Here is a 14,468-nt window from a genome sequence, read left to right on the forward strand (position 1 = left end):
CTCCCCCGGTGAAGACTGCCCCCATGCCCCCCGCAGTCCCCACCCCCGACGGCCCGCACGCCAACCGCCTCCTCGGCCACCCGCCCGACGCCCGCCTCCTGCTGCTCAACTGCGACGACCTCGGCCTGGACGAGTCCGTCAACCTCGCCGTCATCGAGGCGATCCAGCAGGGCATCGCCGCCTCCGCCAGCCTGATGACCACGTGTCACGCCACCCCGCACGCGCTCCAACTGCTGCGCCGCCACCCGGAGATCCCCTTCGGCGTCCACCTCACCCTGGTCTGCGAGACCCCGCACCTGCGCTGGGGCCCGCTCGCCGCCCGTGACCGGGTGCCCTCCCTGCTGGACCCCACCGGTGAGCTGTACGCCCCCACCCCCGCAGGCCGCGCCGCACTGGCCGCCCGCGCCCGACTCGACGACGTGGAGCGCGAGTTCCGCGCCCAGATCGACGCGGTCGCAACGAGCGGCCTCAGCCCGACCCACCTGGACTTCCACTGCCTCGCCGACGGCGGTCGCGACGACATTCTCGACCTCGCGCTCGCCCTCGGCGCCGAGTACAGGCTGGCGGTCCGGGTCTGGCTGCCGCCCGCTCTGGCACGGATGCGCGAGCGCGGCCTTCCCGTGGTCGACCACGGCTTCCTGGACAGCTTCAGCGTCCCGACGGCGGACAAGTCCGCCCACTACGCCCGGCTGCTGGCCGACCTCCCGCCGGGCCTGACCGAGTGGGCCGTCCACCCGAGCCTCACCACCGGCCCCGACCCCGGCCACCGCCTCCCGCCGGACCACGGACCGGCCGACCACCGACCGGCCGACGACGCTCCGGCCGACGACGGTTGGCGGGTGCGCCGCACCGACTACGAGTTCCTGGTGTCCGCCGAGGCCCGCCGGCTGATCGCCGAGCACGGCATCACCGTGCTCGACTACCGCCCGCTGCAGGAAGCCTGGCGAGCCGCCCGAGGACGGGTCACGCCGGACCCCGCCCCGGACACCCGGTGTGCCACGATGAGGAGAATTCGTAACGACCGTACCCCACAGGGAGGTTGACCACCATGGATCCGATCCTCGACTGCCACTGGCGCGACCAGGACGGCGGGTGGGCACTGACCGTCGGCCGCAACGGTGCCGAGTGGGAGCTGTTCGCGGCCGGACCGCAGTGGTCCGAGTCGCTGCCCTTCGCCGGCCCCGACGAGGTCCGCCGCCTCGCCCAGGCCCTGCTCGACCTGCCGGCCGAGCCCGAGCCGTACGAGTGCGCGTGGCAGCTCTCCCGGAGGGGCCACACGGCCACCGGCAGGCGGTCCGACCGCCACGCGTCCCTCACGGTCGGGCTCGACCCCGGCGGCGAACACCGCCCGTACCTCGCCTACCGGTCCTTCCCCGACCCGGGCCACGCCCCCGGCCTCGACTTCGAGGCGATCTGCGAGAACCCGCCGGTCGACCACCTCCGCGCCCAGGCGCACGCCTTCCTCACCAACTGCCCCGGCCCGCCGTCCCGCTGGCCGTAGCCGCGGTCCGCAGCCGTAGCCGTAGCCACGGTCCGCGGCCGTTCCCCCGGGAGCAGCGCCTCAGGCGGTGCGCCGCAGCAGCGCCAGGTACATCGCGTCGGTCCCGTGCAGGTGCGGCCACAGCTGCACGTCCGGCCCGTCCCCGAGTGCCGGGACGCCGGGCAGCAGCGGCCGGGCGTCGATCCACTCGACCCGGCCGCCCTCCTCGCGCAGCACGTCGTCGACCACGGCCCGGGTCTCCGCGAGGTGCGGCGAGCAGGTCGCGTAACCGACCACGCCGCCGACCCTGGTGGCCTCGATCGCGGAACGCAGCAGGTCCCGCTGCAGCGGCCCGAAGGCGGCGACGTCGGCCGGCCGGCGGCGCCAGCGCGCCTCCGGGCGGCGCCGCAGCGCGCCCAGGCCGGAGCACGGCACGTCGACCAGGACCCGGTCGAAGCCCGCGGAGCGCCAGGCCGGGCGGGTCCCGTCGGCCGCGATCACCGTGTACGGGCCGGGGTTGCCCTCCAGCGCCCGCGCCACCAGCCGGGCCCGGTGCGGCTGCTTCTCGCTCGCGACGAGCCCGGCACCCCGCTCCGCGGCCAGCGCGCCGAGCAGTGCGGCCTTGCCGCCGGGCCCGGCGCAGCCGTCCAGCCAGAGCCGGTCCGGGCCTTCCAGCGGCGCCGCGGCCAGCGCCAGCGCGACCAGCTGGCTGCCCTCGTCCTGGACGCCGGCCCGGTTCTCCCGGACGGCGGTCAGCGTGCCCGGGTCGCCGCCCTCGGCGAGCCGCAGCGCGAACGGGGACCAGCGGCCGGGCTGGGCCTCGGGCAGCGCGTCGGCCAGCTCGCCGACGGTGACCCGGCCGGGCCGGGCGACCAGGGTGACCTCGGGCCGGTCGTTGTCGGCGCGCAGCAGTTCCTCGATCGCGGTGCGTCCGGCCGCGTCCGGCTGCCAGCGGCCGAGCGAGTCCCAGAGCGCCGAGACCACCCAGCGCGGGTGCGAGTGCACGACCGCCAGGTGGTCCTCGGCGTCCTTGTCGTACGCCGGGGCGACCCGCTCGATCCAGGCGTCCAGGTCGTGGGCGCTGATCCGGCGCAGCACGGCGTTGACGAACTTGGCCTTGCCGTCGCCGAGCACCACCCGGGCCAGCTCGACGGTCGCCGAGACCGCCGCGTGGCTGGGGATGCGGGTGGTGAGCAGCTGGTGGGCGCCGAGCGAGAGGACGTCCAGCACCGGCGGGTCGACCTTGCTCAGCGGCCGGTCGATGCAGGCCGCGATGATCGCGTCGTAGGTGCCCTGGAGGCGCAGCGTGCCGTAGACCAGCTCGGTGGCGAGGGCGGCGTCGCGCCGGTCCATGCCCTTCTGCTCGGCCTCGCGCAGCAGGGACGGCAGGATCAGGTTGGCGTACGCGTCGCGCTCGTCGACGGCGCGCAGGGCGCGGAACGCGACGATCCGGGCCGGGTCCTTCTTCGGCCGACGGTGCGGACGGGGGGCGCGCTGGGCGCCGGCGGGGGTGTTCGGGGACGTGCTCACAGATGCCTCAAAGTGCTGCGGTGGTTATTTCGTACGAACAGTAACGCCGATCCGGAGCCTCAGCCTCCGAGACCTCCGAGACCTCCGAGGTCGCCGGGGCCGCCGGGGTCTCCGAGGTCTCCGAACCGCTCCCCCGCCTCCAGCCGCGCCCCACGCGCCCAGTCGGCCGCCCGCATCTCCTTCTTCCCCTGCGGACGCACCTCCCCGAGCTCGATGTCGTGGCTCCCGGTCCCGACCCGCACGCTGTTCTTGCCGACCATCGCGACCTCGCCGGGCGCCAGCTCGGCGGCCTCCGGCAGCAGCTTGACCGGCCCGGTGACCTTCAGCCGCTCGCCCCGGAACTCCGTCCAGGCCCCCGGCGCCGGGGCGCAGCCGCGCACCACCCGGTCGATCCGCAGGGCGGGGTGGCTCCAGTCGATCCGCGCGTCCTCGACGGTGATCTTCGGCGCGAGCGTGATGCCGTCGGCGGGCTGCGGCACGGCCTGCAGCGAGCCGTCCTCGATCCCGTCCATGGTGGCGGCGAGCAACCGGGCGCCGGAGTGCGACAACCGGGTGAGCAGTTCGCCGCTGGTGTCGCTCGGGCGGATCGCCTCGGTGATCACGCCGTAGACCGGGCCGGAGTCCAGGCCCTGCTCGATCAGGAAGGTGGAGGCGCCGGTGACCTCGTCGCCGGCCAGCACCGAGTGCTGGACGGGCGCCGCGCCGCGCCAGGCCGGCAGCAGCGAGAAGTGCAGGTTGACCCAGCCGTGCTTGGGGATCTCCAGGGTGCCGGGCCGCAGCAGCGCGCCGTAGGCGACCACCGGGCAGCAGTCCGGGGCGAGTTCGGTGAGCCGGGCGACGAAGTCGGGGTCGCTGGGCTTCGCCGGCTTGAGGACCTCGATCCCGGCCTCCTCGGCGCGCTGGGCGACGGGGCTGGCGACCAGCTTGCGCCCGCGTCCGGCGGGGGCGTCGGGGCGGGTGACCACCGCGACCACCTCGTGCCGGTCGGAGGCGATCAGCGCGTCCAGGGCGGGAACGGCGACCTCGGGGGTGCCGGCGAAGACGAGACGCATCAAGTGCCTTTCTGCAGACGGGAATTCGATGGAGTGAGAGTTCGATGGAGCGAGCGTCAGCGCGCAGCGCCGAACGTACTGTGCGGCGACACCTTGACCACCGGCGCCGGCCCGGCGCCCCACTCGGCCTCCCGGATCGCCTTCAGCGCGGCCTTGCGCTGCTCCCGGTCGAGCCGGTCGATGAAGATGATGCCGTCCAGGTGGTCGGTCTCGTGCTGGATGCACCGGGCGAGCAGCTGAGTGCCCTCCAGGGTGACCGGATCGCCGTACATGTTGAAGCCCTTGGCCACCACGCCGTACGCCCGCCTGGTGTCGTAGCGCAGCCCGGGCAGCGAGAGGCAGCCCTCCGGGCCCTCCTGCTCGTCCTCGCTCAGCGACAGGTCCGGGTTGATCAGGTGCCCGGTGACGCCGTCCACGTGGTAGGTGAACACCCGCAGCGAGACGCCGAGTTGGGGCGCGGCAAGGCCGGCGCCGGGGGCGTCGAGCATGGTCTCGGTGAGGTCGGCGACCAGGTTGCGCAGTTCCTTGTCGAAGGTGGTCACCGGCTGGGCGGTGGCCCGCAGGACGGGGTCTCCGAAGAGACGGATCGGCTGGATCGCCACGGGGTACGGGCTCCTGTCCGGGTGGGCGCGGGCTACGGGCAACGACTGGTTCCCCGCAAGTCTATGCAACCCGCCCACGCATCCCGCCGGGCCGTCCCGCACGCTCCGCCGGACCGCCACCGCACGCTCCACCGGGCCGCCCCCGGACGCCCGCGTCGGCCGTTGGCATATCCCGACTCTGCCGAGCCGCGTTACCCCGGCCCCCGCTCCCGCGTTGGTCAAGAGAGATTGACCGGGGCCGGGCGCACGGGACACCGCGCCCCGGCCGAGCTGAACCGTACGGAAGGTGGCACGTAGGCCATGGCCGAGCAGATCAACCACGACGCCCGGGCGCGGGCGAGCCTGCACCTGCTGGTGCGGGACATCGAGCGGGTGAGGCGCCAGGTCGACGCGCTGCGGACGCTCACCGCCCAACTGGGCAACGTCTACCGACCGCGCCGTCCGAGCACCTCGGCCGGCTTCGTGGTGTACGGACGCGCGCCCGCGCCGACCGTGCGCCTGGCGCAGGAGCTGCGGGAGAGCGTGGAGACCCTGGTGGCGGCGGCGGTCGAGTTCGACCGGGCGCTCGGGTTCTCCTGGGACTCGGTGGGCTCCGCCCTCGGGGTCACCAAGCAGGCGGTGCACCGCCGTTACGGCATGCGCCGCCCGACCAGCGAACTCCTCGCCGCCAGCAGCGCCGTCCCGGGCCCCGCCCGCCCGGACCGCTCCGAGGACCTGCCCGCCCCGACCGAACGCGGCGGCCTGGCCGCCACCGTCCCCGCGGCCCGCCAGGGCGGCCTGGACCGCTCCAGCCTGGAGCGCAACTCCCTCGACCGCACCCCCCTGGACCGCTCCGGCATCGACCGCACCGGCATCGACCGCCCGGGCATCGACCGCGACCGCACCCCGGTCGAGCGCCCGCAGACCGGCATCCCCCTCCGCGGCTGACCACCCCCGCACGGACCGGGCCATCCCGGGGCGGGGTGGCCCACTCACCCCGCCCCAGTACGGCCCCCCAGCACGGTCACCCAGCACGGCCGGCTCCCAGCACGGCCACCCCGCGACGCCCTACCCGATGTCCGTCGGATCCACCCGCACCCGCACCGGCTCCGCCGTCCGCAGCGCGATCCGCGCGATCTGCGCCGCCTTGAGCGCCGCCGCCAGCGCGGCCCCCTGCCCCGGCGCCACCCGCAGCAGCGCCCGCTCCTGCTCCTCCCCGCGCAGCGCGGGCACCGGCACCGGCCCCAGCACGTCCGCGCCCTCCGGCAGCCGGACCAGGTTCAGCAGATCGGCGACGGCCGCCGGGCTCCCGCTCACCGCGGCCATCCGCGACACCGGCGGGAAGTGCAGCTGCGCCCGTTCGTCCCGTTCCAGCCCGGCGTGCCCGAGCGGGTCCCAGCGCACCAGCGCCTGCACCGGCCGGGCCGAGGGCTCGGCCACCACCACGACCGTCCCGCCCTCCGTCGAGGGCCGGGCGAGCGCGGCCGCCGCCAGCCAGAGCCGCAGCGTCTCCTCCCCGGCCCGCAGGTCGGGCCGGCTCAGCAGCGCCCAGCCGTCCAGCAGCAGCACCGCCCCGTAGCCGGCCCCGCCCTCGACCACCGGCTCCGCCCCGGGCGTGGAGATCACCAGCGAGGGCTCGTCGGGGACGGTGTCCAGCACCGCGTCCCGCCCCGAGGTCCGCACCGGGATCCGCGGGAAGGCCTTGCCCAGTTCCTCCGCCGTGCGCCGGGCGCCGACCACCTGGGCCCGCAGCCGGAAGGAGCCGCACTCGGGGCAGTGCCAGTCGTTCTCGGCCTCCCCGCACCAGCTGCAGGACAGCGCGGCGTCCGCCGAGGGCGCCTCCAGCGGCCCTTCGCAGCGCCGGCAGCGGGCGGGTGTCCGGCAGCGCCCACAGGCCAGCCGGGGCACGTAGCCGCGCCGGGGCACCTGGATGAGCACCGGGTGCCCGGCCGCCAGCGCCTCCCGGGCGGCCTCCCAGGCCACCGAGGGCAGCCGGGCGGCCTGGGCGGCGGCGTCCCGGTGCTGGTCCTGGTCGGTGACGGTGCGCACCCGCGGCGCGACCTGCCGCACCGTCTCCCGGTCGGCGACCAGCGGCCGGGCCCAACCGGTGCTGACCAGCTGGGCGCCCTCCACCGTCACGGCGTGCCCGCCGAGCAGGACGGCGGCGCCCTCCTCGGCGGCGCGCAGCAGCGCCACCTCGCGCACGTGCGGGTGCGGGGCGCGCGGATCGCTGTGGCTGCCGTCGCCGTCGGACCAGACCACGACCAAGCCGAGGTCGCGCACCGGCGCGAACATGGTGGCCCTGGTCCCGATCGCGACGTGCACCGAGCCGCGGCTGACCGCGAGCCAGCGCCGGTAGCGTTCGCGCGGGCCGAGCTCGGCCTCCAGGGCGGAGTGGAGGCCGGGTCCGAGCAGTTCGGTCAGCGCCCGGTCCACCCGGGCCACCGACCGCCGGTCCGGCAGCACGACCAGCGCGCCGCGCCCGCCGGCCAGCGTCGCGGCGACCGCCCGGGCGATCTCGTACGGCCAGCCGGGCCCCGGCAGCGCCGCCCACACCGCGCGCGGCGAACCGCCGCCGGCCAGCGCGGCGAGGAAGTCCGGTCCGGCGGGGTAGCGCTGCCAGCCGCCCGGGGCGGGCGCCGGCGGCCGGGGCAGCGGCGGCGGCGAGGGCTCGGCCTCGGCCTTGGCGTGCCGAGGCGGTACGGCCAGCTGCAGCACGTCGGCCAGGGTGCCGGCGTAGCGGTCGGCGACGGTGCGGCACAGCCGCAGCAGCTGCGGGGTGAGCACCGGTTCGGGTGAGAGCACCTGGGCGAGCGGGGCGAGCGGTCCGGCGAAGTCGCTCTTCTCCAGCCGGGCGACGATGAACCCGTCGTGCAGTTCCCCGCCCTCGCGCTGGCCCCTGACCACCCGCGCGCCGAAGCGCACCCGGACCCGGACGCCCGGCTGGGCCTCCTCGGCCATGGCGGCCGGCACCTCGTAGTCGAAGAGCTTGTCGATGGTGAGCACGCCCTTGTCCACCACCACCCGGGCCACCGGCAGGTGCTCGGCCCGCTTGGCGCCCTTCCAGGTCCGTGGCTTGGCCCGCTTGACCGTCTCCCGGATGAACGCCAGCTGCTCCGGCTCGGCGGCCCCGTTCTCCCCTGTGCTGCTCATCGCTCCCAAGTACTACCAGGTCACACCGACACCGCGCACACAGCGGAGCGGCGCCCGCCCCGAACGGGGGCGGACGCCGCTTCGAAGAACGCCGGGAGGTCAGGCCTGCACGGCGGCCTTGAGCTGCTCGACCCGGTCGGTGCGCTCCCAGGTGAAGTCCGGCAGCTCACGGCCGAAGTGGCCGTACGCGGCGGTCTGCGAGTAGATCGGCCGCAGCAGGTCCAGGTCGCGGATGATCGCGGCCGGGCGCAGGTCGAACACCTCGGAGACGGCCTTCTGGATGTCCAGGACCGGGACGGTCTCGGTGCCGAAGGTCTCCACGAACAGGCCGACCGGCTCGGCCTTGCCGATCGCGTACGCGACCTGGACCTCGGCGCGGCGGGCGAGGCCGGCGGCGACGATGTTCTTCGCCACCCAGCGCATCGCGTACGCGGCCGAGCGGTCCACCTTGGACGGGTCCTTGCCGGAGAAGGCGCCGCCACCGTGGCGGGCCATGCCGCCGTAGGTGTCGATGATGATCTTGCGGCCGGTGAGGCCGGCGTCGCCCATCGGGCCGCCGATCTCGAAGCGGCCGGTCGGGTTGACCAGCAGGCGGTAGCCCTCGGTGGTCAGCTTGATGCCCTGGTCGGCCAGCGCCTTCAGCTCCGGCTCCACGACGAACTCGCGGATGTCCGGGGTGAGCAGCGACTCCAGGTCGATGTCCGAGGCGTGCTGGGTGGAGACGACCACGGTGTCGAGGCGGACGGCCTTGTCGCCGTCGTACTCGATGGTGACCTGGGTCTTGCCGTCGGGGCGCAGGTACGGGATGGTCCCGTTCTTGCGGACCTCGGTGAGGCGGCGGGAGAGGCGGTGCGCCAGGGTGATCGGCAGCGGCATCAGCTCGGGCGTCTCGTCCGACGCGTAGCCGAACATCAGGCCCTGGTCGCCGGCACCCTGCTTGTCCAGGTCGTCAGCGTCGTCCCCCTGGGTGGCACCCTCGACGCGGGCCTCGTACGCGGTGTCGACACCCTGCGCGATGTCGGGCGACTGGGCACCGATGGACACCGACACGCCGCAGGAGGCGCCGTCGAAGCCCTTCTTGGAGCTGTCGTAGCCGATCTCCAGGATCTTGTCCCGGACGAGCTGGGCGATCGGGGCGTACGCCTTGGTCGTCACCTCGCCGGCCACGTGCACCTGGCCGGTGGTGATGAGCGTCTCCACGGCGACCCGGGAGGTCGGGTCCTCACGGAGGAGAGCGTCAAGGATGGTGTCGCTGATCTGGTCAGCGATCTTGTCGGGGTGTCCCTCGGTCACGGACTCCGAGGTGAACAGGCGGCGAGACACAGCGCTCCCTGGGGTTGCAGCGGCTGCTGACTGAAGGCCCCCGGCGAACCGGGGACATCCGGAAAGACTTGATTCCTGGAGTCTAACCGGCTGGTTCCGTCGAACGTCCACCGCTTCCGGAAATCAAGACCGTTCTTGAGCGGGGCTCGATCAGTTCCGACCCGGTTCCAGCCGCTTTGCGACCAGATCCCACACCACGTCCGCGAGCGCCTCCTTGGGCCCCACCGGTACGGGGGTCTCACTGCCGTCCGCGCCCAGCACCACGGCCTCGTTGACGTCCTGCCCGAAAGCCTTGCCGTCGCCCACCTCGTTGACGACCAACAGGTCGCAGCCCTTGCGGGCGAGCTTGGCGCGGCCGTTGGCGAGCACGTCGTCGGTCTCCGCCGCGAAACCCACCACCAGTTGACCCGAACGGGGCCGGTGGGCCGACAGCTCGGCCAGCACGTCGGGGTTGCGGACCAGCGCGACCGGCGCCGGCTCGACCCCCTCGACCTTCTTGATCTTGCCGGTCGCGTACTCGGCGGGCCGGAAGTCGGCCACCGCCGCAGCCATCACCACGGCGTCCGCGTCCGCGGCCGCCTTCAGCGCCGCCTCGCGCAGCTCCAGCGCGGTCGAGACGTGCACCACGTCCACCCCGGCCGGGTCGGGCAGCTCGGCATTGGCCGAGACCAGGGTCACCCGCGCCCCGCGCGCCGCGGCGGTCACCGCCAGCGCGTAGCCCTGCTTGCCGGAGGAGCGGTTGCCGAGGAAGCGCACCGGGTCCAGCGGCTCCCGGGTGCCGCCGGCCGAGACCACCACGTGCCGCCCGGCCAGGTCGGTCGGCACCGACCCGCCGCGGCGCAGCACGGCCCGGCAGGCCTCGAAGATCGCGCCGGGCTCGGGCAGCCGCCCCTTGCCGGTGTCCTTGCCGGTGAGCCGCCCGACGGCCGGCTCCAGCACGATCACACCGCGCCGGCGCAGGGTGGCGACGTTCTCCCGGGTGGCCGGGTGCTCCCACATCTCGGTGTGCATCGCGGGCGCCAGGACGACCGGGCAGCGGGCGGTGAGCAGGGTGTTGGTCAGCAGGTCGTCGGCCAGCCCGTGGGCGGCCTTGGCGATCAGGTCGGCGGTGGCGGGGGCGACCACCACCAGGTCGGCCTGCTGCCCGATCCGCACGTGCGGCACCTCGTGCACGCGCTCCCAGGTCTCGGTGGCGGCCGGACGGCCGGAGAGCGCGGCCCAGGTGGCCTCGCCGACGAAGTGCAGCGCCGCCGCGGTGGGCACCACGGTGACCTGGTGGCCGGACTCGGTGAACCGGCGCAGCAGCTCGCACGCCTTGTAGGCGGCGATCCCGCCGCTGACACCCAGAGCCACGCGGGGAGCGTCCACAGTCAGACACGACCTTTCTTCCGATCCGGAACCCGCCCACCCTACGACCCCTCGGCCACCCCCCACACCGTGGCCCGGCCCACACCCTGGCCCGGCCCGCACCGGATCCCGCACACCGGAAACGCCGGAGGGCCCGGCGACCGCAACAAAAACGCCGGAGGGCCCGGCGGAGTGTTTCCGCCCGGCCCTCCGGGAAAAAGTGCGGGGCTGCCTCAGGCGGCGCCCTCGACCGCCTCGGCGGTCAGCATGCCCGCGTTGATCTCGCGCAGCGCGATCGACAGCGGCTTCTCGTGCACGTGGGTGTCGACCAGCGGGCCGACGTACTCCAGCAGGCCCTCGCCGAGCTGGGAGTAGTACGCGTTGATCTGGCGCGCGCGCTTGGCGGCGTAGATCACGAGGCTGTACTTCGAGTCGGTGGCCTCAAGCAGCTCGTCGATCGGCGGGTTGATGATGCCCTCGGGCGCGGTCATGGAAGAGGACACGCGAAAACCTTCCGAAAGGGTGGAAAAGACTGACAGGTCAGGCTACACCGAGCAAGGCTAGCAGTTCGGCCGCTACCTGCTCGACGGAGGTGTTGACAAGGGTCGAGTCGAACTCGGCCTCGGCCGCGAGCTCGACCTTGGCCGCCTCCAGCCGCCGGTCGATCACCTCCTGCGACTCGGTGCCCCGGCCGGTGAGCCGGCGGACCAGCTCCTCCCAGCTCGGCGGAGCCAGGAAGACCAGCTGGGCCTCCGGCATCGACTCGCGCACCTGGCGGGCACCCTGCAGATCGATCTCCAGCAGGACGGGCTCGCCGCGCTCCAGCTTCTCCAGGACCGCCGCACGCGGGGTCCCGTAGCGGTTCCCGGCGAACTCGGCCCACTCCAGCAGCTCACCGTTGGCGATCAGCTTGTCGAACTCGTCGTTGTCGACGAAGTGGTACTGGACCCCGTTCTTCTCGCCGGGCCTCGGGTGCCGGGTGGTGGCCGACACCGAGAGCCAGACCTCGGGGTACATCTTCCTCATATGAGCGACGACCGTGCTCTTGCCGACCCCCGAGGGGCCGGAGAGCACGGTCAGCCGCGGACGCTCACTCATGCACCGATTATCCCGGATCGCGGACGATCCCGGGACCACGGGGGCACGGTCAGGCGGCGCCACCGCCGAACTCCCGCTCCAGGGAAGCGATCTGGTTCGTTCCGAGACCGCGGACACGGCGGCTCTCGCTGATGCCGAGGCGCTCCATGATCTGCTTGGCACGAACCTTGCCGACGCCCGGAAGGGACTCCAGCAGGGCGGACACCTTCATCTTGCCGATGACGTCGTTGTCGTTCTTGCCGGCCTTGATCACATCGTGCAGGGAGGCACCGGAGTGCTTGAGCCGGTTCTTGACCTCGGCGCGCTCCCGGCGAGCCTCGGCGGCCTTGGCGAGCGCGGCGGTGCGCTGTTCAGGGGTAAGGGGCGGAAGAGCCACGCCGTTCACCTCAGGGTGTGGAAGGAAGGGATTGAGCTATGACTGGTTTGGTACCGGGCACACCGTCCGCAAGGGGAGCCCAATGGGGAACCACAGGGCCCTGACCTGCGGGAGCTACGGGTTTCGCGGCTCGCCGATGACCTATCGCCGGACACTACCCGGATTGCGGCGCCGCGTCAGGAAAAGAACACGAAAAGTCCTGGTCAGCCAGGGCCGACCAGGACTTTCCAGGGCAAAATGACCGTGATTGCGAAACTTTGACGGGCTCGATGTGACGGCGCTCACGTCGACTCCGGCGCCGCCCCGCCGTCCTGCGGACACTGCGCACGGTCACCGGACGGCTACCGGCCGGGCCCGCTCCGCTACTTGACGGCGTCCGCCGGGTCATGTGAGAGGTTCCCCTCCGCTACCCGGCGGACACCCGCGCCGCCCTCCGGCGACGCCCCCGGTTACTTGACGGCGTCCGCGAACTCGCCGACGAAGCGCTCCGCCGCCGCCCGCAGCGCCGGCACCGACGGCCCGTGCTTGAGCACGTCCCGGCTGACGCTCGGCACCACGTTCAGCACCGAGGCGCCGAACACCCGCGGCAGGTCCGCCATGGTCGCGCCCTGGGCGCCGATCCCGGGGGCCAGCAGCGGGCCGTTGATGGCCAGGTCCACGCCGGCGTCGGCCAGCGTCGCGCCGACCACCGCGCCGAAGGAGCCCAGCGGCGCGGCGACCGCGTTCTCCGCCGCCAGCTGCCGCAGCACCGAGGCCGCGACCGGCTCGCCGTCCACCCCGACCGCGCGCTGCACCTCGGCGCCCTCCGGGTTGGAGGTGAGGGCCAGCGCGAACACCCCGCAGCCCTGCTCACGGGCCAGATCCAGGGCCGGGCGCAGCGAGCCGAAGCCCAGGTACGGGCTGACCGTGACGGCGTCCGAGAACAGCGGGCTGCCGGGCGACAGGAAGGCCTCCGCGTAGGCGGCCATGGTGGAGCCGATGTCGCCGCGCTTGGCGTCCATCAGCACCAGCGCGCCGGCCGCCCGGGCCTCCTCGACGCTCCTCTCCAGCACCGCGACGCCCTTGCTGCCGAAGCGCTCGAAGAAGGCGGCCTGCGGCTTGAGCACGGCCACCCGGTCGGCCAGCGCCTCCACCACGGTGCGGCTGAAGGTCTCCAGCCCGGCGAGGTCGTCGCCGAGCCCCCAGGCGGAGAGCAGGGAGGCGTGCGGGTCGATCCCGACGCAGAGCTGGCCGCGGGTGTCGAGGGCCTGGCGCAGCCGGGCGCCGAACGGGGCGAGGGTCATGTCGTCCATTCCGAAGGTCGTACGGGGGTTCAGGAGGCGTTCTTGGGGTCGCGCACGGCGCTCACGTCGCGCACGTCACTCGCGTCGCGCACGGCGCTGCCGACGGCCGCCGCCAGGTCGCGGAAGCCCGCGGCGCGGATCCGGGCGGACAGGCCCTTGTGGACCCGGCGGCACCAGAACGGCCCCTCGTAGATGAAGGCGCTGTAGCCCTGCACCAGGTCGGCGCCGTGGATGATCCGCTGCCAGGCGTCCTCGGCGGTCTCCACGCCGCCGACCGAGACCAGGGTCAGCCGGCCGCCGGTGCGGGCGCGCAGCCGCTGCAGCACCTCCAGGGCGCGGGCCTTCAGCGGGGCGCCGGACAGGCCGCCCATGCCGATCTCCTCGACCCGCTTCGGGTCGGCCCGCAGGCCCTCCCGGCCGATCGTGGTGTTGGTGGCGATGATGCCGTCCAGGCCGAGCTCCAGGGCGAGGTCGGCGACCGCGTCGACGTCCTCGTCGGCCAGGTCGGGGGCGATCTTGACCAGCAGCGGCACGTGGTGCGCGGTGGTGCGGTCGGCGGCCTCGCGCACCGCGGCGAGCAGCGGGCGCAGGTGGTCGACGGCCTGGAGGTTGCGCAGCCCGGGGGTGTTCGGCGAGCTGACGTTGACCACCAGGTAGTCGGCGTACTTGGCCAGCCGCTCGGTCGACTTGACGTAGTCGGCGACCGCGTCGGCCTCCTCGACCACCTTGGTCTTGCCGATGTTGACGCCGATCACCGGGGTGGAGCTGGTGTGCGGGCGGGCGGCCAGCCGGGCGGCGACCCGGGCCGAGCCCTGGTTGTTGAAGCCCATCCGGTTGATCAGCGCGCGGTCCTCGACCAGCCGGAACAGCCGGGGCGCCGGGTTGCCGGGCTGGGGCTCGCCGGTGATGGTGCCGATCTCGACGTAGTCGAAGCCGAGCATCGCCAGGCCGTCGATGCCGACGCCGTTCTTGTCGAAGCCGGCCGCGAGCCCGAACGGGCCGGGCAGGTCCAGGCCGAGGGCCCGGGTGCGCAGCGCCCGGTCGCGCGGTGCGAGCACCAGCCGCACCAGGGTGCGCAGGCCGGGCACGGAGGAGGCGAGCCGGATCCAGAAGAAGGCGAGGTGGTGGGCCTTCTCCGGGTCCATCTTCTTGAACACGAGGTCGAACAGGAACTTGTACAAGGGGGGTCAACTCCCGGATCGATGACCGTACTTGGTCATGGAAGTGGGGGGCACCCGACTGGCT

14 protein-coding genes are annotated in these 14,468 nt (G+C 73.9%); 3 read left to right on the plus strand and 11 right to left on the minus strand.

Annotated elements, in window-relative coordinates:
* Positions 1-23 precede the first annotated feature (23 nt).
* Complete coding sequence (locus ABTZ03_RS12300) at positions 24-1,043, plus strand: ChbG/HpnK family deacetylase (RefSeq protein WP_350512852.1); 1,020 nt, start codon at positions 24-26, stop codon at positions 1,041-1,043.
* 5 nt (positions 1,044-1,048) lie between these two features.
* Positions 1,049-1,501 carry a hypothetical protein gene (locus ABTZ03_RS12305; RefSeq protein WP_350512853.1) on the plus strand — a complete coding sequence of 151 codons (453 nt, stop codon included), beginning with the start codon at positions 1,049-1,051 and terminating at the stop codon, positions 1,499-1,501.
* Positions 1,502-1,561: 60 nt separating this feature from the next.
* Here the strand turns inward: ABTZ03_RS12305 and ABTZ03_RS12310 are convergent, their stop codons facing one another.
* From ABTZ03_RS12310 to def, 3 genes are read right to left on the minus strand one after another with little or no spacing between them, the layout of a single operon-like run.
* On the minus strand, positions 1,562-3,010 hold the full coding sequence (locus tag ABTZ03_RS12310) for an RsmB/NOP family class I SAM-dependent RNA methyltransferase (RefSeq protein ID WP_350512854.1): 1,449 nt from the start codon (positions 3,008-3,010) through the stop codon (positions 1,562-1,564).
* Between the two features lie 59 nt (positions 3,011-3,069).
* Positions 3,070-4,062 (minus strand): methionyl-tRNA formyltransferase, encoded by a 993-nt coding sequence (gene fmt / locus ABTZ03_RS12315; protein ID WP_350512855.1) that lies wholly within the window; start codon positions 4,060-4,062, stop codon positions 3,070-3,072.
* A 56-nt stretch (positions 4,063-4,118) separates the two neighbouring features.
* Complete coding sequence (def, locus tag ABTZ03_RS12320) at positions 4,119-4,664, minus strand: peptide deformylase (protein ID WP_350512856.1); 546 nt, start codon at positions 4,662-4,664, stop codon at positions 4,119-4,121.
* Between the two features lie 300 nt (positions 4,665-4,964).
* Between def and ABTZ03_RS12325 the strand changes: the two genes are divergently transcribed.
* Entirely contained in the window at positions 4,965-5,591 is a 627-nt protein-coding gene (locus tag ABTZ03_RS12325) for a hypothetical protein (RefSeq protein ID WP_350512857.1), read from the plus strand.
* Between the two features lie 120 nt (positions 5,592-5,711).
* On the opposite strand, the gene ABTZ03_RS12330 is transcribed toward ABTZ03_RS12325, so the two are convergent.
* From ABTZ03_RS12330 to ABTZ03_RS12365, 8 genes are all read right to left on the minus strand, one after another.
* The gene (locus ABTZ03_RS12330) at positions 5,712-7,796 is read right to left on the minus strand and encodes a primosomal protein N' (RefSeq protein WP_350512858.1); all 2,085 of its coding nucleotides are present in this window, start codon (positions 7,794-7,796) and stop codon (positions 5,712-5,714) included.
* A 99-nt stretch (positions 7,797-7,895) separates the two neighbouring features.
* Positions 7,896-9,119 (minus strand): methionine adenosyltransferase, encoded by a 1,224-nt coding sequence (gene metK / locus ABTZ03_RS12335; protein ID WP_350512859.1) that lies wholly within the window; start codon positions 9,117-9,119, stop codon positions 7,896-7,898.
* 150 nt (positions 9,120-9,269) lie between these two features.
* Positions 9,270-10,487 (minus strand): bifunctional phosphopantothenoylcysteine decarboxylase/phosphopantothenate--cysteine ligase CoaBC, encoded by a 1,218-nt coding sequence (gene coaBC / locus ABTZ03_RS12340; RefSeq protein ID WP_350512860.1) that lies wholly within the window; start codon positions 10,485-10,487, stop codon positions 9,270-9,272.
* Between the two features lie 212 nt (positions 10,488-10,699).
* Positions 10,700-10,969: a DNA-directed RNA polymerase subunit omega gene (gene rpoZ, locus ABTZ03_RS12345; protein ID WP_188297240.1), complete on the minus strand. Its 270-nt coding sequence runs from the start codon at positions 10,967-10,969 to the stop codon at positions 10,700-10,702.
* A 37-nt stretch (positions 10,970-11,006) separates the two neighbouring features.
* Positions 11,007-11,564, minus strand: a complete 558-nt coding sequence (gene gmk, locus ABTZ03_RS12350; RefSeq protein ID WP_350512861.1) for a guanylate kinase — start codon at positions 11,562-11,564, stop codon at positions 11,007-11,009.
* A 49-nt stretch (positions 11,565-11,613) separates the two neighbouring features.
* Positions 11,614-11,940: an integration host factor, actinobacterial type gene (mihF, locus tag ABTZ03_RS12355; RefSeq protein WP_350512862.1), complete on the minus strand. Its 327-nt coding sequence runs from the start codon at positions 11,938-11,940 to the stop codon at positions 11,614-11,616.
* 449 nt (positions 11,941-12,389) lie between these two features.
* On the minus strand, positions 12,390-13,223 hold the full coding sequence (gene pyrF / locus ABTZ03_RS12360; RefSeq protein ID WP_350513007.1) for an orotidine-5'-phosphate decarboxylase: 834 nt from the start codon (positions 13,221-13,223) through the stop codon (positions 12,390-12,392).
* A 29-nt stretch (positions 13,224-13,252) separates the two neighbouring features.
* Positions 13,253-14,404, minus strand: a complete 1,152-nt coding sequence (locus tag ABTZ03_RS12365) for a quinone-dependent dihydroorotate dehydrogenase (protein WP_350512863.1) — start codon at positions 14,402-14,404, stop codon at positions 13,253-13,255.
* Between the last annotated feature and the right edge of the window lie 64 nt (positions 14,405-14,468).

It is taken from the genome of Kitasatospora sp. NPDC096077 (assembly GCF_040303245.1).
GTDB lineage: Bacteria > Actinomycetota > Actinomycetes > Streptomycetales > Streptomycetaceae > Kitasatospora.